Source organism: Comamonas kerstersii (genome assembly GCF_008801935.1).
Classification (GTDB): Bacteria; Pseudomonadota; Gammaproteobacteria; order Burkholderiales; family Burkholderiaceae_C; genus Comamonas; species Comamonas kerstersii.
In genome coordinates, this window is the sequence record NZ_VZOT01000004.1 from 294,322 (window position 1) to 314,702 (window position 20,381).

General features: G+C 55.8%; 21 protein-coding genes and 1 tRNA gene. 18 read left to right on the top strand and 4 right to left on the bottom strand.

Features of this window, described 5'->3' with window-relative positions; all coding sequences use genetic code 11:
* Window positions 1–6: 6 nt before the first annotated feature.
* From F7P80_RS08680 to F7P80_RS08695, 4 genes are all read right to left on the bottom strand, one after another.
* Complete coding sequence (locus F7P80_RS08680; protein ID WP_151044048.1) at window positions 7–870, bottom strand: PilW family protein; 864 nt, start codon at window positions 868–870, stop codon at window positions 7–9.
* A complete protein-coding gene (pilV, locus tag F7P80_RS08685) occupies window positions 867–1,481 on the bottom strand; it encodes a type IV pilus modification protein PilV (RefSeq protein WP_151044050.1) in 615 nt (204 codons plus the stop codon). Before pilV ends, F7P80_RS08680 begins: the two co-directional genes overlap by 4 nt.
* On the bottom strand, window positions 1,478–2,056 hold the full coding sequence (locus tag F7P80_RS08690; protein WP_151044053.1) for a GspH/FimT family pseudopilin: 579 nt from the start codon (window positions 2,054–2,056) through the stop codon (window positions 1,478–1,480). Before F7P80_RS08690 ends, pilV begins: the two co-directional genes overlap by 4 nt.
* Window positions 2,057–2,121: 65 nt before the next feature.
* The gene (locus F7P80_RS08695) at window positions 2,122–2,688 is read right to left on the bottom strand and encodes a GspH/FimT family pseudopilin (RefSeq protein WP_151044057.1); all 567 of its coding nucleotides are present in this window, start codon (window positions 2,686–2,688) and stop codon (window positions 2,122–2,124) included.
* Between the two features lie 475 nt (window positions 2,689–3,163).
* Here F7P80_RS08695 and rpsO point away from each other — a divergent pair, with 475 nt between their 5' ends.
* The 18 genes from rpsO to F7P80_RS08785 all read left to right on the top strand — a co-directional run bounded on the left by rpsO (window position 3,164) and on the right by F7P80_RS08785 (window position 20,361).
* A complete protein-coding gene (rpsO, locus tag F7P80_RS08700; RefSeq protein WP_054066814.1) occupies window positions 3,164–3,430 on the top strand; it encodes a 30S ribosomal protein S15 in 267 nt (88 codons plus the stop codon).
* A gap of 215 nt (window positions 3,431–3,645) precedes the next feature.
* A complete protein-coding gene (gene pnp / locus F7P80_RS08705) occupies window positions 3,646–5,820 on the top strand; it encodes a polyribonucleotide nucleotidyltransferase (RefSeq protein WP_151044060.1) in 2,175 nt (724 codons plus the stop codon).
* A gap of 178 nt (window positions 5,821–5,998) precedes the next feature.
* On the top strand, window positions 5,999–6,745 hold the full coding sequence (gene tpiA, locus F7P80_RS08710) for a triose-phosphate isomerase (RefSeq protein ID WP_054066776.1): 747 nt from the start codon (window positions 5,999–6,001) through the stop codon (window positions 6,743–6,745).
* A gap of 34 nt (window positions 6,746–6,779) precedes the next feature.
* Window positions 6,780–7,154, top strand: a complete 375-nt coding sequence (secG, locus tag F7P80_RS08715) for a preprotein translocase subunit SecG (protein ID WP_058880132.1) — start codon at window positions 6,780–6,782, stop codon at window positions 7,152–7,154.
* 126 nt (window positions 7,155–7,280) lie between these two features.
* Window positions 7,281–7,365: transfer RNA gene (locus tag F7P80_RS08720), tRNA-Leu, on the top strand.
* 71 nt (window positions 7,366–7,436) lie between these two features.
* Window positions 7,437–7,796, top strand: a complete 360-nt coding sequence (locus tag F7P80_RS08725) for an NADH-quinone oxidoreductase subunit A (protein ID WP_077345199.1) — start codon at window positions 7,437–7,439, stop codon at window positions 7,794–7,796.
* A 30-nt stretch (window positions 7,797–7,826) separates the two neighbouring features.
* A complete protein-coding gene (locus tag F7P80_RS08730) occupies window positions 7,827–8,306 on the top strand; it encodes a NuoB/complex I 20 kDa subunit family protein (protein WP_042418791.1) in 480 nt (159 codons plus the stop codon).
* A gap of 12 nt (window positions 8,307–8,318) precedes the next feature.
* On the top strand, window positions 8,319–8,927 hold the full coding sequence (locus tag F7P80_RS08735; RefSeq protein ID WP_054066773.1) for an NADH-quinone oxidoreductase subunit C: 609 nt from the start codon (window positions 8,319–8,321) through the stop codon (window positions 8,925–8,927).
* A 29-nt stretch (window positions 8,928–8,956) separates the two neighbouring features.
* The gene (locus tag F7P80_RS08740; protein ID WP_054066772.1) at window positions 8,957–10,210 is read left to right on the top strand and encodes an NADH-quinone oxidoreductase subunit D; all 1,254 of its coding nucleotides are present in this window, start codon (window positions 8,957–8,959) and stop codon (window positions 10,208–10,210) included.
* Complete coding sequence (gene nuoE, locus F7P80_RS08745; protein WP_054066771.1) at window positions 10,207–10,698, top strand: NADH-quinone oxidoreductase subunit NuoE; 492 nt, start codon at window positions 10,207–10,209, stop codon at window positions 10,696–10,698. Before F7P80_RS08740 ends, nuoE begins: the two co-directional genes overlap by 4 nt.
* Window positions 10,695–12,068: an NADH-quinone oxidoreductase subunit NuoF gene (gene nuoF / locus F7P80_RS08750; protein ID WP_054066770.1), complete on the top strand. Its 1,374-nt coding sequence runs from the start codon at window positions 10,695–10,697 to the stop codon at window positions 12,066–12,068. Before nuoE ends, nuoF begins: the two co-directional genes overlap by 4 nt.
* Window positions 12,069–12,088: 20 nt before the next feature.
* Entirely contained in the window at window positions 12,089–14,209 is a 2,121-nt protein-coding gene (gene nuoG, locus F7P80_RS08755) for an NADH-quinone oxidoreductase subunit NuoG (RefSeq protein WP_151044063.1), read from the top strand.
* A complete protein-coding gene (gene nuoH / locus F7P80_RS08760; protein WP_058880134.1) occupies window positions 14,206–15,282 on the top strand; it encodes an NADH-quinone oxidoreductase subunit NuoH in 1,077 nt (358 codons plus the stop codon). The genes nuoG and nuoH overlap by 4 nt, the downstream gene beginning before the upstream one ends.
* Window positions 15,283–15,294: 12 nt before the next feature.
* Window positions 15,295–15,804 carry an NADH-quinone oxidoreductase subunit NuoI gene (nuoI, locus tag F7P80_RS08765; RefSeq protein WP_054066767.1) on the top strand — a complete coding sequence of 170 codons (510 nt, stop codon included), beginning with the start codon at window positions 15,295–15,297 and terminating at the stop codon, window positions 15,802–15,804.
* A gap of 30 nt (window positions 15,805–15,834) precedes the next feature.
* Window positions 15,835–16,503 (top strand): NADH-quinone oxidoreductase subunit J, encoded by a 669-nt coding sequence (locus F7P80_RS08770; protein ID WP_054066766.1) that lies wholly within the window; start codon window positions 15,835–15,837, stop codon window positions 16,501–16,503.
* A complete protein-coding gene (gene nuoK / locus F7P80_RS08775; RefSeq protein ID WP_042418761.1) occupies window positions 16,500–16,808 on the top strand; it encodes an NADH-quinone oxidoreductase subunit NuoK in 309 nt (102 codons plus the stop codon). Before F7P80_RS08770 ends, nuoK begins: the two co-directional genes overlap by 4 nt.
* A gap of 52 nt (window positions 16,809–16,860) precedes the next feature.
* Entirely contained in the window at window positions 16,861–18,873 is a 2,013-nt protein-coding gene (gene nuoL, locus F7P80_RS08780) for an NADH-quinone oxidoreductase subunit L (RefSeq protein WP_151044066.1), read from the top strand.
* Window positions 18,874–18,885: 12 nt separating this feature from the next.
* Window positions 18,886–20,361 carry an NADH-quinone oxidoreductase subunit M gene (locus F7P80_RS08785; protein ID WP_151044069.1) on the top strand — a complete coding sequence of 492 codons (1,476 nt, stop codon included), beginning with the start codon at window positions 18,886–18,888 and terminating at the stop codon, window positions 20,359–20,361.
* The last annotated feature ends 20 nt before the right edge of the window (window positions 20,362–20,381 follow it).

Sequence of the window (20,381 nt, forward strand, 5' to 3'; positions counted from 1 at the left end):
ATGGCTTTATAGGGTACCAATTAATCCTTGGCTACGCAGTTGAAATACATTTCGAAAAACTTTATGCATCCTGCGTGCGCGATTGCCTGTCAATGTACTCATATCTACGTTTTGTCCCTGGCAGTTCGTGTAATTGCTGTCTTTGGGAAGGTTGATTATTTCATTGCCATATAAGACTATGCAAACTTCGACGGCATACACATTGTGCCAATTGCTTACACCGACATTATTTGCATTGGCATATTGAAGCTGTGGCGAACCGGCTGCTGCAGATGATTGAATCAGATAGAGTACTTCAAATTCAGCAACATTGTTTGCAATGGGTTGAGGGACGTTGTTGTTAACGCCAGCGCATACAAGATTGCTGTCTCTCAAGGTGAAACGATTTCTGATGACTGTATCTGTGCCATTTTCACCGAGGCAATCACGTTGTAAAGACTCTTTGTTATTGGAGCTGTAAATCAGCTCTCTGTAGTTGCTATAGGCGGTGGTTAATTTGAATTGATTGTCTTTAGGCTTTTCTATTCCACTGATAGTATCTGTTTTGGGGTTGAAGTCGGCGGTGGCTATTTCAAAAGCCACGGGATCATTGATGTCAGCATCGTCCTCATTTCCTTGTGTAGAAAGGCTGAGTTTGAGGGAGCCGGCTTGCCTTAATTGCTTTCCCATTACGCGAAAAATGTGCGAGGCTTGCTGTTGTAGTTGGCCGCTGTCATCAACGCTGCCAGTAATGCTGCGTGAGGCAACAATGGCGCCCAAAGCGACGGCAATGATTAATAAACTAATCGCTATGCCAACGAGAAGTTCAATAAGGGATAAGCCTCTTTGATTCTGTGGCGCAGGGTAGTTTTTTGATGTCTGATAAGTCATGAGCCTGGGCAAAAAACTTTAGTGGTATTGGATGCGTAATATGGAGCACATCTTGCAAGAAGAGGTATGTACTGCAAATGGCAGGTGTGATTATCTGGGCAGCTGACTGTGTTGCCACTACCAGTGGCGGCATTCAGTGGTTCAAGGTATTCTTGGCTATTATTGTTTTCATTCATTCGCCATGCGATCATTACGCCAAGTTGTCTTTTATTGTCTGCTACGCTGGCCTCGTCATCAGAGATAAAAGTTCTGGCATCTCCAAGTGGTAGGGAGTTTTTAACACTATTTCTCCATTGGAGTAAATCATATTTTGCGAGATTTTCATTGCTACATTTTTCGGTTTTGCAGTTTTGTGAGAATTCTTGGTTATTACCCCAGTTTGTAGTTATATATTTTTCTATATTTAATAATGCATTGGGGTTTGCTGCAATTCTTTCGCTTAAGTCGTCAATGAGTCTGATGGCTTGGGTTCGATACAAGCTATTTTGGGTGTTGTTCAGTGTACGCATTTGTATTCCTAAAATCCCAAGAACTCCTAATGCGATGACAATTATGGCAATAAGTGACTCTAGCAGAGTGATGCCTTGCTGATATAAGTTGCGAATTTTCATTTTTTGCAATCACTATAGTCTTTAATGATTCGAATTCTTCCCCCAGAACTCATGCAGAGAGTTTGTGCGTAGGAAGACTGAGTTCCTGTGCGCTCTGGGAGAAATTTAAATCCTTTGGCATTCAAACCGCTGGCCTTGCCATAGCGGTCAAATTTGATATTGACTCCGCCTGAGTTGTGGATTACGTTGACTGAGCCTGTCAGTCGCAACTCATGCAATATGCGGTCTTGGGTTTTATTCCATGACCCATTGCCATTCACGTCCTCATAGATAAACCACCCACACCCCCACTCTTGATTGGTGCCGGCGTTTTGACAGTCACCAGGTTCGTTACCGAACTTGCGCATGCCAATGCCGCCGCCACGTCTGATGGCTTCGGAGCGTGCGAGCATCAGTGAAGACTCCATCGCACGTACGGCTTGCGTGACCTGCCAGCGCTCATGGAGTTCGCGGAACTGGGGGAGGGCGATGGCCGCCAAGATGGAGAGAATGGCCAGGGCAGTGAGTGCTTCAACCAAAGTCAAGCCGCCCTGCTGGTGTGTGTAAGCAGTTGTCATGACTAAGAAAAGTTGCATGTCCAAGCCTCTTCTATAGCAAATGTGGTTACCGTTTTGTTCCGGAAATGGACTGGCGGTGGCGATCAGCAGCTTGAGGAGCCTTTGGTCTGTTGCAAACGGCCACCGGGGTAGATGCACAGCGTGCTGCCCTGGCTGATGTTCTTGCCTTTGGGCATGACCTGCAGGCTAAAGTTGGTGGATGTGTTGTTCAGTCTCAGAGCACCCCAGCGGTCCACTGCAATAAATCCTGCATTTTCGGAAGCTGTAGCTGTGGTGCTTCGCAGTGCTTCTACGATTTGCAGTGGCGCGGTGTTGGCGTCAGCGGTTCCGTCGGCATTGCTGTCCAGACTGACAGTCCAGCCACATTGCCATGCGTTGCTGGCCTGGCCGCCACAATCTTGCGTAGTGCTTCGAATGATGGAGATGCCTCCTCCGCGGCGAATGGCTTCCGAGCGTGCAAAAGCCAGGGTCGACTCAAAGGCTGAGATGGCCTGGCTGGTACGCCAGCGCTCAAACAGTGATGTAAAGCTGGGTGCTGCAATAGCGGCGAGCACAGCCAGTACGGCGAGGGTGGTCATGAGCTCAACCAAAGTCAGGCCTGTCTGGCGCAGGCGGTTCGTTTTCTTGATGGTTGGTAGGCAATGAGGCATGTAGGAGAAGTTAGCAAAGAGCAGTAGGTCTTTGTTGGTATGTCTGACCAGCGTGACCGTTGTAGGGGATGAGTGGCAAGCATGGCATGGTCATCTGGTGCGGGTATTGACCTTGCTCTAGGGCGTGTTCACATCAACATTGGGTTCGCTGCCCCTGATGATGGAGATCACAAATGGGGTTGAAGGCTTGGGGCGGTCTGCGTTGTTGCGGCGGCTTGCAAGGCGCTCGGCATTGCTGCGCCACCGCGCCTAGCATCCCATCCCCAAGCCTTCAACGCGAATTCCCAAGCTTTACGTGAACACGCCCTAGCCATCTGCAGACAGGGATGCGCCACAGTTTTCTGGTCAATAGGCGCATCAGGTACAATAGTCAGGTTTTGCATGGTGCAAGACGCACGCTGCGAGCCCTTCCAGCCCGTGGCGCAAGTAACCAAGGCTGGCTTGAAGAAGCCGGCTGCTAATGAAGGAAATCAAAATGATCGCTGCCGATAAGAAGGCTGAAGTTGTCAAGGCCAATGCTCGTTCCGAAAACGACACTGGTAGCCCAGAAGTGCAAGTGGCTCTGCTGACTGCTCGCATCAACGAACTGACTCCCCACTTCAAGCAACACGCCAAGGACCACCACGGTCGTCGTGGCCTGCTGCGTATGGTGAGCCGTCGTCGCAAGCTGCTGGACTACCTGAAGGCTAAGGACGCAGAGCGTTACACAGCGCTGATCGCCAAGCTGGGCCTGCGTAAGTAAGCACAGTGCAAGATCGGAACGCCTGAGTTAGATTGCCTAGCTCAGGCGTTTTTTACTTTGGAACAGGCAAACAGAGCGAAGCTGTGTCATTCCAATAACGTGTTGGCTCTTGTTTTGATAGCTGCTAGCGCGCTTCTGGAATGGCATCGTGTTCTGTTTTGCCTCCAAATCAAGGCTGGATGAGCGTATCCAGCTATATAAACAGGAGTAAACACATGACGATGTTCAACAAGGTCACCAAGACTTTCAAGTGGGGTCAGCACACGGTCACCATGGAAACGGGCGAAATTGCACGCCAGGCTTCCGGTGCTGTGCTGGTGAATATGGACGACACCGTGGTACTGGCTACCGTGGTGGGCTCCAAGCAGGCCAAGGCTGGTCAGGATTTCTTCCCTCTGACCGTGGACTATATCGAGAAGACCTACGCAGCCGGCAAGATCCCCGGCAGCTTCTTCAAGCGTGAAGCCAAGCCCTCGGAGCTGGAAACGCTGACTTCGCGTCTGATCGACCGTCCTATCCGTCCTCTGTTCCCCGAAGGTTTCTACAACGATGTGCACGTGGTGATCCACACCATCTCGTTGAACCCTGAAGTGGATGCCGACATCGCCGCCATGATTGCCACTTCCGCAGCGCTGGCTGTGTCTGGCATTCCTTTCAATGGTCCTATTGGTGCTGCCCGCGTGGGTTACATCAATGGCGAATACGTGCTGAACCCCGGTCAGACGCAGCGCAAGGATTCGCTGATGGATCTGGTGGTGGCAGGTACTGAAACCGCTGTGCTGATGGTGGAATCCGAAGCGCAGCAACTGCCTGAAGAAGTGATGCTGGGTGCTGTGGTCTATGGCCACGAGCAAGGCAAGATTGCAATTGACGCCATCCATGATCTGGTGCGTGAAGGCGGCAAGCCCGCTTGGGATTGGACGCCTCCAGCCAAGGATGAGGCGCTGATCGCCAAGGTGACCGAGCTGGGTGAAGAGCTGCTGCGCGCAGCCTATCAGCAGCGTAACAAGCAAGTGCGTACGCAAGCCTGCCGCGAGGCCTATGCCAAGGTCAAGGATGCGCTGACCGCGCAAGGCGTGGAGTTCGACGCTGTCAAGGTCGAAGGCATGCTGTTTGACATCGAAGCACGCATCGTGCGCTCGCAGATTCTGGCAGGTGAGCCCCGTATCGACGGCCGTGACACACGTACTGTGCGCCCCATCGAAATCCGTACTTCCGTGCTGCCTCGCACCCACGGTTCGGCCCTGTTTACACGCGGCGAAACCCAGGCGCTGGTTGTGACCACGCTGGGTACAGAGCGTGATGCACAGAAGATCGACGCGTTGGCGGGTGAGTTTGATGATTCCTTCATCTTCCACTACAACATGCCTCCTTTTGCAACCGGTGAAGTCGGTCGCATGGGTTCGACCAAGCGCCGCGAAATCGGTCACGGTCGTCTGGCCAAGCGCGCACTGGTGGCTTGTCTGCCTTCCAAGGACGAATTCCCTTACACCGTTCGCGTGGTGTCGGAAATCACGGAATCCAACGGTTCTTCGTCCATGGCTTCGGTGTGCGGCGGCTGCCTGTCGCTGATGGATGCTGGTGTACCCATGAAGGCGCACGTGGCGGGTATCGCCATGGGCCTGATCAAGGAAGACAACCGCTTTGCCGTGCTGACCGACATTCTGGGTGACGAGGATCACCTGGGCGACATGGACTTCAAGGTGGCCGGTACGACCAACGGTATTACCGCCCTGCAGATGGACATCAAGATCCAGGGTATCACCAAGGAAATCATGCAAGTGGCACTGGCTCAGGCCAAGGAAGCGCGCATGCACATCCTGGGCAAGATGCAGGAAGCCATGGGTGAAGCCAAGGCGGAAATCTCTTCCTTCGCGCCCAAGCTGTTCACCATGAAGATCAACCCCGAGAAGATCCGTGATGTGATCGGCAAGGGTGGTGCCACTATCCGTGCGCTGACCGAAGAAACCGGTACCCAGATCAACATCGAGGAAGACGGCACCATCACCATCGCTGCAACCGACGGCGACAAGGCGGAGGCTGCCAAGAAGCGCATCGAAGAGATCACGGCTGAAGTGGAAATCGGCAAGATCTATGAAGGCCCTATCGTCAAGATTCTGGACTTCGGCGCACTGGTGAACCTGCTGCCCGGCAAGGATGGTCTGCTGCACATCAGCCAGATCGCCCACGAGCGCGTAGAGAAGGTGACCGACTACCTGAAGGAGGGTCAGGTTGTGAAGGTCAAGGTGCTGGAAACTGACGACAAGGGTCGCGTGAAGCTGTCCATGAAGGCGCTGCTGGAGCGTCCTGCACCTGCAGAGCGTGCCGAGCGTCAGCCTCGTGGTGAACACCGCGCAGCACCTGAGGCTGGCGAGCAGCCTCAGCAGTAATAAAGCGTAAGCTTTGTGGCGGCACCACTGAATAGTGGTGCTGCTATCGAGATGTGAGCTTTTATCGCTTGCGACACAAGGGTTTAAGCCATATTTGGCTTAAATCCTTTTTGCGTAACTAGATAAGCCTGCTGCATCACGGTATGAGATCCATCTGTCTTGATGATGTTGTGACCCCATGAAGAAAAAACTGATTGTTGGCAACTGGAAGATGAATGGCAGCCTGCAAGCCAATGCAGAGTTGCTGTCTGCGCTGGTGCAGGGTATGCCTGCTGCGCTGACCTGCGGTGTCGGAGTAGCTGTTCCTTCACTGTATCTGTCGCAGGTGCAGGCGCTGGTGCAGGGTTCGTCCATTGCGCTGGCTGCACAGGATGTGTCGCAGCATGAAAAGGGTGCATACACCGGTGAAGTGTCTGCAGACATGCTCAAAGAGTTTGGTGTGCGTTACACCTTGGTCGGGCACTCCGAGCGACGTCAGTACCATGGTGAAACAGACGCTGTGGTGGCGGCCAAGGCGCAGGCTGCATTGGCCAAGGGCATCACTCCCATTGTTTGTGTGGGTGAGACTCTGGAAGAGCGCGAAGCTGGCAAGACTGAAGAAGTCGTCAAGCGCCAGCTGGCAGCTGTGATTCAGCAGCTGGGCCATTGCATCAGCGAAGTCGTTGTGGCCTATGAGCCTGTGTGGGCCATTGGTACCGGCAAGACGGCAACGCCTGAGCAGGCACAGGCTGTGCATGCAGTACTGCGTGCTCAGCTGGCGGCTGCAACAGAGCATGCGGCGCGCGTGCCGTTGCTCTATGGCGGCAGCATGAATGCGGCGAATGCTGCACAGCTGCTGGCGCAGCCTGATATCGATGGCGGTCTGGTGGGTGGCGCTTCGCTGAAGGCGGCAGACTTTTTGCAGATCATTGCGGCGGCCAACTGATGGCTGTTGCCTGAGTTTTAACGAAGGAGTAGGAATGAGCGCGTTTGCGACATTGATTTTGGCGGTGCAGATCCTGTCGGCACTGGCCATGATTGGTCTGATCTTGATGCAGCACGGTAAAGGTGCGGACATGGGCGCTGCGTTTGGCAGTGGCGCTTCGGGCAGCCTGTTTGGCGCCAGTGGCAGTGCCAACTTTTTGTCCCGCAGTACAGCGGTTTTGGCAACGGTATTTCTGGTGTCGACACTGGCGCTGGCATATCTGGGTAATCAGCGTCCAGCCAGCACGGGTAGTGTGCTCGAAAGCGTGCCAGTGACTGTGCCTGCAGCACCTGCTGCTGAGCCAGCGGTGGTGGATGACTCTGTGCCTGCAGCGCCTGTCAAGGGTGCGGATGCGATTCCCTCGAAATAATTGAATCAAACGCCTGAAAATTACTTTTGTACGGTGATTTTCAGGCTAGAATTCAGGGATTGCTCGGAGAGCTATAGCCCAGTTAGAGGGGGCGCCTCATGCGATCTGAGCATTTTGAGACTTCAAGCCGTCGTGGTGGAATTGGTAGACACGCTATCTTGAGGGGGTAGTGGCGAAAGCTGTGCGAGTTCGAGTCTCGCCGACGGCACCATCATAAATACAGCCTGCCCATGATCAGGCAGTGGTCGGGGCAAGGTCAACAAGCGGAAGACGCGACCTCACATGAACCTCGAGCAATATCTCCCGGTCCTGCTTTTCATCTTGGTGGGCATCGCTGTGGGAGTAGTTCCCCTCGTACTTGGCTATATCTTGGGTCCCAATCGCCCAGACGCTGCCAAGAATTCCCCTTACGAATGTGGCTTTGAAGCTTTCGAAGACGCTCGAATGAAGTTCGACGTTCGCTTCTATCTGATCGCCATTCTCTTCATCCTGTTTGACTTGGAAATCGCTTTCCTGCTGCCTTGGGCCGTTGCGCTGCAAGACGTAGGCATGACCGGTTTCGTCGCTGTTCTCATCTTTCTGACCGTCCTTGTCGTTGGCTTTGTCTACGAATGGAAAAAGGGCGCTCTGAACTGGGAATAAGTACACGCACTCCTCAAAAAAGGACACACGATGATTGAAGGCGTGATGAAGGAAGGCTTCGTCACTACGAGCTATGACGCCGTAGTGAACTGGGCCAAGACCGGCTCTATCTGGCCAATGACATTCGGTTTGGCGTGCTGCGCTGTGGAGATGATGCACGCTGCTGCTGCTCGCTATGACTTGGCGCGTTTCGGAGCGGAAGTGTTTCGTCCCTCGCCCCGTCAGTCAGACCTGATGATTGTGGCGGGTACGCTGTGCAACAAGATGGCGCCCGCTTTGCGCAAGGTGTATGACCAGATGTCAGAGCCTCGCTGGGTGCTCTCGATGGGCTCGTGCGCCAATGGTGGTGGCTACTACCACTACAGCTACTCGGTCGTGCGCGGCTGCGACCGTATTGTTCCAGTGGATGTTTATGTGCCGGGCTGCCCGCCCACAGCCGAAGCGCTGATCTACGGCATCATCCAGCTGCAGCAAAAAATTCGCCGCACGAACACCATCGCCCGCGTTTAAGGAGCCGAGAGGATGTCCGCTTTTGCTATTCAGCCCGAAGCACTTCGGGATCTGGTGGCTGCTGCATTGGGCGACCAAGTCCGCAGCGTTACCATTAAGCTCGGGGAAGTAACTGTCGAAGTTGCTTCCTCAAATTACCTTGAAGTCATGCGCAAGCTGCGCGACACACCAGGCTGTCAGTTTGAACAACTGATTGATCTGTGTGGTGTGGACTATTCGACTTACAAAGACATGGGAACCGAGGGTTCTCGCTTTGCAGTTGTGGTACACCTGCTGTCCGTCAGCTTGAATCAGCGTATCCGCGTGCGCACTTACTGCGCTGATGATGACTTCCCCATGGTTCCATCCGTGATGAACTTGTGGAGCAGCGCCAACTGGTTTGAGCGAGAAGCGTTTGACCTGTTTGGCATCGTGTTCGAAGGGCATACGGACCTGCGCCGCATCCTGACCGATTACGGCTTTATCGGTCATCCTTTCCGCAAGGACTTCCCGCTGTCTGGTCACGTCGAAATGGCGTACGACACCGAACAGCGTCGCGTGGTCTATCAACCTGTCACGATTGAGCCGCGCGAAAACACGCCACGCATCATCCGTGAAGAGAACTACGGAGGCCTGCACTGACAGGCACTTGAGCCTGCTGGTTGACGATCATGGCTGAAATCAAAAATTACTCTATCAACTTTGGTCCTCAGCACCCGGCAGCGCACGGTGTGCTGCGTCTGGTGCTGGAACTGGACGGTGAAGTGGTGCAGCGCGCTGACCCCCACGTGGGACTGCTGCACCGTGCTACAGAAAAGCTTGCTGAGCACAAGACCTATATCCAATCGCTGCCCTATATGGACCGCCTGGACTATGTGTCCATGATGTGCAATGAGCACGCTTACTGTCTGGCGATCGAAAAGCTGCTGGGCATTGAGGTGCCCAAGCGTGCGCAGTACATCCGTGTGATGTACAGCGAAATCACACGCCTGCTCAATCACCTGATGTGGCTGGGCTCCAACGGCATGGACTGTGGCGCATCGACCGTGCTGATGTACACCTTCCGTGAGCGTGAAGACCTGTTTGACATGTACGAAGCCGTTTCTGGCGCGCGCATGCACGCAGCTTACTTCCGTCCCGGTGGCGTCTATCGTGATCTGCCTGACACCATGCCCCAGTTCAAGGCCAGCAAGGTGCGCAATGCCAAGGGTATTGAAAAGCTCAATGCCAACCGTCAGGGCTCGCTGCTGGACTTCATCGAAGACTTCACCAACCGCTTCCCCAAGTGTGTGGACGAGTATGAACATCTGCTGACGGACAACCGTATCTGGAAGCAGCGTATGGTGGGTATTGGCGTGGTGACGCCTGAGCGTGCACTGAACATGGGTTTTACCGGCCCCATGCTGCGTGGCTCTGGCATCGCGTGGGACTTGCGCAAGAAGCAGCCCTATGAAGTCTACGACGAGCTGGATTTCGACATCCCCGTAGGCAAGACGGGCGACTGCTATGACCGCTACCTGGTGCGTGTGGCTGAAATGCGCCAGTCCAATGAACTCATCAAGCAGTGCGTGAAATGGTTGCGTGCCAACCCCGGCCCCGTCATCACGGAAAACCACAAGGTGGCGCCACCTTCCCGCGAGGACATGAAGTCCAACATGGAGTCGCTGATCCACCACTTCAAGCTGTTTACCGAAGGCTTCCGTGTACCGGAAGGCGAGGCTTATGCAGCGGTGGAGCACCCCAAGGGCGAGTTTGGTATCTACATGGTGAGTGATGGCGCCAACAAGCCATATCGCCTGAAGATTCGTGCACCAGGTTTTGCGCACTTGGCAATGATGGACGAAGTGGTCAGCGGCCACATGTTGTCCGACGTGGTGGCAGTGATCGGCACCATGGATATCGTGTTCGGAGAGATTGACCGATGATTACTGAAGCGACCAAAGCGCGTTTTGCGCGCGAAGTGGCCAAGTACCCGGAAGACCAGAAGCAATCTGCAGTGATGGCATGTCTGTCCATCGTGCAGCAGGAGCTGGGCTGGGTAAGTCCTGAGAGCGAGGCAGTCATCGCTGAAGTGCTGGGCATGCCTGAGATTGCTGTCCACGAAGTCACGACGTTCTACAACATGTACAACCAGAAGCCCGTGGGCAAGTACAAGTTGAACGTCTGCACCAACCTGCCTTGCAAGCTGCGCAATGGCTACGACGCACTGCACCATCTGGAAGCAAAGCTGGGCATCAAGATGGGGGAAACCACGCCTGATGGACTGTTTACACTGCAGCAGTCTGAGTGCCTGGGTGCTTGTGCGGATGCCCCAGTGATGCTGGTGAACGATCGCTGCATGTGCAGCTTCATGAGCAACGAAAAGCTGGACGCGCTCGTCGATGGCCTCAAGGCTGCGGAGGGTAAGGCATGAGCACGATTTTGAACAATCCTGCTGCCAATGCTGTGTTGGCTAAGTTCGTTGCTTCGGGCAACGAGACCTGCTTTCACGGTCGCCACATCAACCCTCAGATCTACGAAGGTCTGGATGGCAGCAACTGGTCCATTAAGGACTACGAAGCGCGTGGTGGTTATCAGGCGCTGAAGAAGCTGCTGGGCAAGGACGGCGGCAATGGCATGACGCAGGATGAAGTCATTGCCACCGTGAAGGAATCTGGCCTGCGTGGCCGTGGTGGTGCGGGCTTCCCCACTGGCCTGAAGTGGAGCTTCATGCCACGTCAGTTCCCCGGTCAGAAGTATCTGGTTTGCAACTCTGACGAGGGTGAACCAGGCACTTGCAAGGACCGTGAGATCCTGATGCACAACCCCCACATCGTGATCGAAGGCATGATCATTGCCGCGTACGCGATGGGTATCTCCGTGGGCTATAACTACATCCACGGCGAAATCTTCCAGGCCTACGAACGCTTTGAAGCTGCGCTGGAAGAGGCGCGTGCCGCAGGTTATCTGGGCAACAACATTCTGGGCTCTGACTTCAGCTTCCAGCTGCATGCCCACCATGGTTTTGGCGCCTACATCTGCGGTGAAGAAACCGCATTGCTGGAATCGCTGGAAGGCAAGAAGGGACAGCCCCGCTTCAAGCCGCCATTCCCCGCCAGCTTTGGTCTGTATGGCAAGCCCACGACCATCAACAACACCGAGACTTTCGCGGCAGTGCCATGGATCATCCGCAACGGTGGTCAGGCCTATCTGGAGTGCGGCAAGCCCAACAACGGCGGCACCAAGATTTTCTCTGTCAGCGGTGATGTGAACCTGCCCGGTAACTATGAAGTGCCACTGGGTACGCCTTTCAGCAAGCTGCTGGAGCTGGCTGGTGGTGTACGCACGGGTCGCAAGCTCAAGGCTGTGATTCCTGGTGGTTCGTCTTCCCCAGTGCTGCCTGCCGACATCATCATGGAATGCACGATGGACTATGACTCCATCTCCAAGGCAGGTTCCATGCTGGGTTCTGGCGCTGTGATTGTGATGGACGACTCGCGTGACATGGTGGAAAGCCTGCTGCGCCTGTCCTACTTCTATTCGCACGAGTCCTGTGGCCAGTGCACGCCATGCCGTGAAGGTACAGGCTGGTTGTGGCGTGTGGTCAAGCGCATCCACGAAGGTGAGGGCCGTCCGGAAGATATCGAGTTGCTGGACTCCGTGTCCGTCAACATCATGGGGCGCACCATTTGTGCGCTGGGCGATGCAGCGGCCATGCCGGTGCGCGCCATGATCAAGCATTTCCGCCACGAATTTGAAGCCAAGATTGCCGCGGCTGCCAAGTCTGGCTCCACTGCTGCCTGATCGCGAGAGGCGAGAGACATATGGTTGAAATTGAACTAGACGGCAAGAAGGTGGAGGTCGCTCCCGGCAGCATGGTCATGCATGCTGCTGAGAAGGCTGGCACCTACATTCCGCACTTTTGCTACCACAAGAAGCTGTCCATTGCTGCCAACTGCCGCATGTGCCTGGTTGATGTGGAAAAGGCGCCCAAGCCTTTGCCTGCATGCGCCACGCCTGTGACGCAAGGCATGATCGTTCGTACCAAGAGCGAGAAAGCCATCAAGGCGCAGCAATCGGTGATGGAGTTCCTGCTGATTAACCACCCCCTGGATTGCCCCATCTGCGATCAGGGCGGTGAGTGCCAGCTGCAAGACCTGGCCGTCGGTTACGGCGGTACAGGTTCGCGCTACGAAGAAGAAAAGCGTGTGGTGCCCCACAAGGACGTCGGTCCGCTGATCTCCATGGAAGAGATGAGCCGCTGCATCCATTGCACCCGCTGCGTGCGCTTCGGCCAGGAAATCGCTGGCGTCATGGAGCTGGGCATGGTAAACCGTGGTGAGCACTCTGAGATCACTACTGTGGCTGGCGATACCGTGGATTCGGAACTGTCCGGCAACATGATTGACCTGTGCCCCGTGGGTGCACTGACCAGCAAGCCTTTCCGTTACAGCGCCCGTACCTGGGAGCTGTCGCGTCGCAAGTCGGTATCACCCCATGACTCCACAGGTGCCAACCTGATCGTGCAGGTGAAGAACCACAAGGTGATGCGTGTCGTTCCTTTCGAGAACGAAGCTGTCAATGAATGCTGGATTGCCGACCGTGACCGTTTCTCTTATGAAGCGCTCAACGGCGAAGACCGTCTGACACAGCCCATGATCAAGCAGGGTGGCGCGTGGAAGGCTGTGGATTGGCAGACAGCGCTCGAATATGTAGCCAATGGTCTGAAACAGATCAAGGACCAGCACGGTGCTCAAAGCATTGGTGCGCTGGTCAGCCCGCACAGCACGCTGGAGGAGTTGTTCCTGACCGGCCAGCTGCTGCGTGGTATTGGCAGTGACAACATCGACTGGCGTCTGCGCCATGCTCAGTTCAATGCAGCCGAAGGCGTGCGCTGGCTAGGCACTTCGATCGCTGCACTGTCGGATCTGCAAGCGGCGCTGGTGGTAGGCTCTAACCTGCGCAAGGACCATCCGCTGTTCGCACAGCGCATTCGCCAGGCCACCAAGAAGGGTTGCCAGGTGTTTGCACTAAATGCCAAGGTCTATGACTGGGCCATGCCTGTGACAGCCTCGGTGGTTGCTGCACAGGACTGGGCGCAGGCACTGGCCGATGTGGCTGCTGCTGTGGCACAGGCCAAGGGCGTGCAGGCACCCGTGGCGGGTCAGGCCAATGTTGAAGCTGATGCGATTGCACAGGCGCTGATCGCTGGTGAGCGCAAGGCGATCTTGCTGGGCAATGCAGCAGCTCACCACGCCCATGCCGCTGAGCTGCTGGCACTGGCTAACTGGATTGGCGAGCAGACAGGCGCTACCGTGGGTTATCTGACGGAAGCTGCCAACACGGTGGGTGCACAGTGGGTCAAGGCGCAGCCTCAGGCCAATGGCTTGCATGCGGCGCAGATGATCGCAGGGGGTCTGAAGGCCACCATCTTGCTGAACAATGAACCAGCGCTGGATAGCGCTGCGGGTCAGCAGGCACTGCAGGGGCTGAACAAGTCCGAAATGGTGGTGACGCTCAGCCCATTCAAGACCAATCTGGACATCAGCGACGTGCTGCTGCCCATTGCTCCTTTCACGGAAACCTCTGGCAGCTTTGTGAATGCCGAAGGTCGCGTGCAGAGCTTTCACGCTGTGGTTAAGCCTCTGGGCGAAACCCGTCCTGCATGGAAGGTGCTACGTGTGCTGGCCAACCTGCTGGGTGTCCAGGGTGTGGACTATGAATCGTCGCAGGACGTGCTGCGTACCGCCATCGGTGCAGACACTACACAAGTGCCCGCACAGGTTCTGAGCAATGCCACAAAAACCGCCGTTCAGGTGCCAGCAGGCCCAGTGGCTGAGCCCGTGGTTGCAAGCATCTATCAACTGGACAGCATTGTCCGTCGTGCGCCATCGCTGCAACTGACAGCGGATGCACGCCAGGCACAAGTGGGAGGTGCCGCATGATTGACGAACTCAAGATTGCAGGCGCCGGCCTGGTGGATGCCACCTGGTGGACTGACGCAGCCTGGCCAGTTATCTGGATTTTGCTCGGCATTGTGGCGGTCGTTGTTCCGCTGATGCTGGCCATTGCCTATCTGACACTGTGGGAGCGCAAGTTCCTGGGCTGGATGCAGGTGCGTCCCGGCCCTAACCGTGTGGGTCCCTGGGGTCTGCTGCAGCCTATCGCTGACGGCTTGAAGCTGCTGACCAAAGAACTGATCATGCCCACCGTGGCCTCCAAGGGCCTGTTCTATGTAGGCCCTGTGATGTCCATCATGCCTGCGCTGGCTGCCTGGGCAGTGATTCCCTTTGGCCCAGACGTCGCGCTGGCCAATGTGAATGCAGGCCTGCTGCTGGTGATGGCCATTACCTCCATCGAGGTGTATGGTGTGATCATTGCGGGCTGGGCATCGAACTCCAAGTACGCCTTTCTGGGTGCGCTGCGTGCTTCGGCACAGATGGTGAGCTATGAAATCGCCATGGGCTTCTGTTTCCTGATCGTGATCATGGTGACAGGCAGCATGAACCTGTCGCAGATCGTGATGAGCCAAGGGCAGGGTACTTTTGCCGACATGGGCCTGAGCTTCCTGTCCTGGAACTGGCTGCCCCTGCTGCCAATCTTCTTCGTCTACATGATTTCCGGTGTGGCTGAAACCAACCGTCACCCCTTTGACGTGGTGGAAGGCGAGTCTGAAATTGTGGCTGGTCACATGGTCGAGTACTCGGGCATGGGCTTTGCGATCTTCTTCCTGGCGGAATATGCCTGCATGTGGCTGGTCTCCATCCTGACGGTGATCATGTTCCTGGGCGGCTGGCTGCCTCCTGTAGAAGCGTTGTCCTTCATCCCCGGCTGGATCTGGCTGGCGCTGAAGACGGCAATTGTGGTGAGTCTGTTTATCTGGATCCGCGCCACATTCCCTCGCTTCCGTTATGACCAGATCATGCGTCTGGGCTGGAAGATCTTTATCCCTGTCACGCTGGTGTGGCTGGTCATCGTGGGTGCATGGCTGCACTCGCCTTGGAATATTTGGAATTAAGCGGGGACACCAATGGCTGCTGTTGCTGCTACACCTTTCTCCATCAAGGATTTCTTCAAGAGCTTCATGCTCTGGGAACTGTTCAAGGGCATGGCTCTGACGGGCCGCAAGGCTTTGTCACCCCGTGTGACCATCCAGTTCCCTGAAGAGAAGACACCTCTGTCGCCACGCTTCCGTGGCCTGCACGCACTGCGTCGTTATGAAAACGGTGAAGAGCGCTGCATTGCCTGCAAGCTGTGCGAAGCCGTGTGCCCTGCCATGGCGATCACGATTGAGTCTGCGGTGCGTGACGACGGTTCGCGTCGCACCACGCGTTACGACATCGACCTGACCAAGTGCATCTTTTGCGGTTTCTGCGAAGAGAGCTGCCCGGTCGACTCGATCGTGGAAACGCAGATCTTTGAATACCACGGCGAAAAACGTGGCGACCTGTACTTCACCAAGGACATGTTGCTGGCTGTGGGTGACCGTTATGAAGCCGACATCGCTGCTGCCAAGGCAGCCGATGCCAAGTACCGCTAAAGCGGCTCCTGATCCAGAAAGATTCGAATCATGGACGCCAAAACTGGTTTCTTCTATCTCTTCTCGGCGGTGATGCTGTTTGCTGCCTTCCGAGTCATCACGGCGCGCAATCCTGTGCATGCCGTGCTGAATCTGATTCTTGCGTTCTCGCAGGCGGCAGGCATCTGGTTGTTGCTCAAGGCTGAATTCCTGGGCATTGCCCTGGTAGTGGTCTATCTGGGCGCGGTGATGGTGCTGTTTATGTTCGTGGTGATGATGCTGGACATCCGCATCGACCGCGTGCGTCAGGGCTTCTGGAAGCATTTCCCTGTGGCCGCCTTCATCGGCGCACTGGTTGCGCTGGAAATGGCACTGGTGCTGATGGCTGGCTTTGGCACCGTGGACGAGGCCAAGCCTGTTGCAGCACTGCTCAACAGCCAGGGTGATGTTCTGCCTTACTCCAACACACAGGCTCTGGGTCGTCTGCTGTACACCGAGTACCTGTACCCCGTCGAAATCGCAGCAGTCCTGCTGCTGGTTGCGATGATCACAGCCATTGCGCTGACGCTGCGCAAGCGCAACGACATCAATAAAGCCATCAACGCAGCCGTTCAGGTACGTGTGCGTGCAGAGGATCGTCTGACCATCGTGAAGATGGAAGCGACCAAGCCCGCGCCAGTTGCTGAGTCTGCGCCAGAGGCCGTGGAGGAGAAAAAATGACGCTCACACTCGGGCATTTTCTGACGCTGGGAGCGATGTTGTTCGCCATCTCGGTGATCGGGATCTTTCTGAACCGGAAGAACCTGATCGTCCTGCTGATGTGTATCGAACTCATGCTGCTGGCAGTCAACACCAACTTTGTGGCCTTCTCGCACTATCTGGGCGATATGCATGGCCAAGTGTTTGTGTTCTTCATCCTGACGGTTGCGGCTGCGGAATCGGCGATTGGCCTGGCCATCCTGGTGCTGCTGTTCCGTAACAAGTCCAGTATCAATGCGGAAGATCTCGACACCCTCAAGGGTTGAGTGGCCGGTATTAGCAAGGTTTTGAAGAATGAGTCAAACACTTTCTGCATCCATGCTCTTGGCAGTACCGCTGGCCCCGCTGGCGGGCTCTGTACTGGCAGGCATATTCGGTACCGCCTTTGGCGGTAACAAGTTCGGTCGTGGCGTCAGCCACTCGCTCACCATTTTGGGTGTGCTGCTTTCCTTCATCCTCTCGGCTCTGGTGTTCAAGGCTGTGGTGTTTGAAGGTGCCAGCTTCAACGCCACCATCTATGAGTGGATGACCGTGGGCGATCTGAAGATGGAAGTCGGTTTCATGATCGACTCCCTCACAGCCATGATGATGTGCGTGGTGACCTTTGTGTCGCTGATGGTGCACATCTACACCATGGGCTACATGGCTGAGGACGACGGCTACAACCGTTTCTTCTCCTACATCTCGCTCTTCACCTTCTCCATGCTGATGCTGGTGATGAGCAACAACCTGCTGCAGCTGTTCTTCGGCTGGGAAGCAGTGGGTCTGGTGTCCTACCTGCTGATCGGCTTCTACTACAAGAAGCCTACGGCGATTTTTGCCAACATGAAGGCCTTCCTGGTCAACCGTGTGGGTGACTTTGGCTTCATTCTGGGTATTGGCCTGATCGCGGCATACACCGGCAGCCTGAACTACAACGAGATCTTCGCCAAGCTGCCTGAGTTCTCGCTGCTGGCCATGCCTGGTACCGAGTGGTCGCTGGTGACCGTGACGGCGATCTGCCTGTTCATCGGTGCCATGGGCAAGTCGGCGCAGTTCCCGCTGCATGCCTGGCTGCCAGACTCCATGGAAGGTCCTACCCCCATCTCGGCGCTGATTCACGCTGCGACCATGGTGACGGCTGGTATCTTCATGGTCTCGCGCATGTCGCCGCTGTATGAGCTGTCGGATGTGGCACTGAACTTCATCCTGGTGATCGGTGCCATCACAGCCCTGTTCATGGGTATCCTGGGCATCATCCAGAACGACATCAAGCGCGTGATTGCGTACTCCACGCTGTCTCAGCTGGGCTACATGACTGTGGCGCTGGGCGCTTCTGCTTACTCCGTGGCTGTGTTCCACCTGATGACCCACGCCTTCTTCAAGGCACTGCTGTTCCTCGGGGCTGGTTCCGTGATCATGGGCATGCACCATAACCAGGACATCCGCTGGATGGGTGGCGTGCGCAAGTACATGCCTATCACCTGGATCACCTTCCTGCTGGGTAATCTGGCACTGATCGGTACACCGTTCTTCTCTGGCTTCTACTCCAAGGACGCCATCATTGAAGCGGTGCATGCCTCCAACCTGCCTGCCTCCGGCTTTGCAACTTTTGCCGTGCTGACTGGCGTGTTCATCACCGCGTTCTACTCCTTCCGTCTGTACTGGCTGGTATTCCACGGCAAGGAGCGCTATGACCAGAACCCCGATGCGCACCCCGACGACCATCACGCGCACGATGACCACGGCCATGGCCACGATGCCAAGCCCCATGAGTCTCCATGGGTGGTGACAGGTCCTCTGCTGCTGCTGGCGATCCCTTCGGTGGTGATCGGTGCAATGGCGCTGATGCCCATGCTGTTCGGTGACTTCTTCAAGGGCGTGATCTACGTCGATGCGGCCAAGCACCCTGCAATGGCCTACCTGGCAGAAAACATCCACGGCTGGCTGGCCATGGCTCTGCACGGCTTCCAGACAGCTCCTTTCTGGCTGGCTCTGGCTGGTGTGGCTGTGTCCTATGTGTGCTACATGGTCAAGCCTGAGATTCCTGCCGCCGTCATGGCCGTGAGCAAGAAGATTGGTCTGTACCAGGTGCTGGAAGGCAAGTACGGTGTGGACTGGGTCTACGAAAACGTGTTTGCACGCGGTGCGCGCTGCTTCGGTACGGTGTTCTGGAAGGTTGGCGACCAGGCACTGATTGACGGCGCTGTCGTGAATGGTTCGTGGAAGCTGGTGGGCAAGATCGCTTCGGTGATCCGCTGGCTCCAGTCTGGTTACATCTACCACTACGCGTTGGTCATGATTCTGGGCATCTTTGCGCTCATGACCTACTTCGTGTGGCTCAACAAGTAAGGAAGAACAAAAATGGGTTTGTTGAGTCTTGCCATTTGGACGCCAATTGTCTTTGGTGTTCTGTTGCTGGCCTTCGGCAAAGATTCCTGCGCACGTGCTGTGCGCTGGGTCGCGCTGATCGGCTCCATCCTGGGCTTGCTGGTCACGATCCCGCTGTACACGGGCTTTGATACCTCTTCGGCGAACATGCAGTTCGTCGAAAAGATGCTGTGGATTGAACGCTTCAATATCCACTACCACCTGGGTCTCGATGGTCTGTCGTTCTGGTTCGTGCCTCTGACTGCCTTTATCACCGTCATCGTGGTGCTGACCTCCTGGGAAAGCATCACAGAGCGTGTGAACCAGTACATGGGCGCCTTCCTGATCCTGTCGGGTCTGATGATTGGCGTGTTCGCAGCACTGGACGGCCTGCTGTTCTACGTGTTCTTCGAAGCCACGCTGATCCCCATGTACCTCATCATTGGTATCTGGGGGGGCCCCAACCGTATCTACGCCGCGTTCAAGTTCTTCCTGTACACCTTGATGGGCTCGCTGCTCACACTGGTGGCCGTGATCTACCTGTACAACGTGTCGGGCGGCAGCTTTGACATCCAGACCTGGCACAAGCTGCCTCTGGGTATGCTGCCTCAGACGCTGGTGTTCTTTGCCTTCTTCGCTGCCTTTGCGGTGAAGGTGCCCATGTTCCCCGTACACACCTGGCTGCCAGACGTGCACGTGGAAGCGCCTACAGGTGGTTCTGCCGTGCTGGCAGCCATCATGCTGAAGCTCGGTGCCTACGGTTTCCTGCGTTTCTCGCTGCCCATCGCTCCTGACGCATCGCGTGAATGGGCGGGCCTGATCATTGCGCTGTCCCTGATTGCCGTGATCTACGTGGGTATGGTGGCGCTGGTGCAAAAGGACATGAAGAAGCTGGTGGCTTATTCGTCCGTGGCACACATGGGCTTTGTGACACTGGGCTTTTTCATCTTCAACGAGATTGGCGTGGCCGGTGGCATCGTGCAGATGATTGCCCACGGCTTTGTGTCGGCTGCCATGTTCCTGTGTATCGGCGTGCTGTACGACCGTGTGCACTCGCGTGAAATCGCTTCCTACGGCGGTGTGGTCAACACCATGCCCAAGTTCGCTGCCTTTGCGCTGCTGTTTGCCATGGCCAACTGCGGTCTGCCAGCTACGGCCGGCTTCGTTGGTGAGTGGATGGTGATTCTGGGTGCTGTGCAGTATGACTTCTGGGTTGGTCTGATGGCAGCGACTGCGCTGATCTTCGGCGCTGCCTACACCCTGTGGATGTACAAGCGTGTGTACCTGGGTCCTGTGACCAACGACAACGTCAAGAATCTGCAGGACATCGGCTGCCGCGAGTTCCTGATCCTCGCGATCCTGGCTGTGGCCGTGCTGTACATGGGCTTGTATCCAAAGCCTTTCACTGATGTCATGGACCCCTCGGTGGCTGAGCTGCTCAAGCATGTCGCCCAATCCAAGCTTCCTTGACCAGACTGAACTGAGAGATT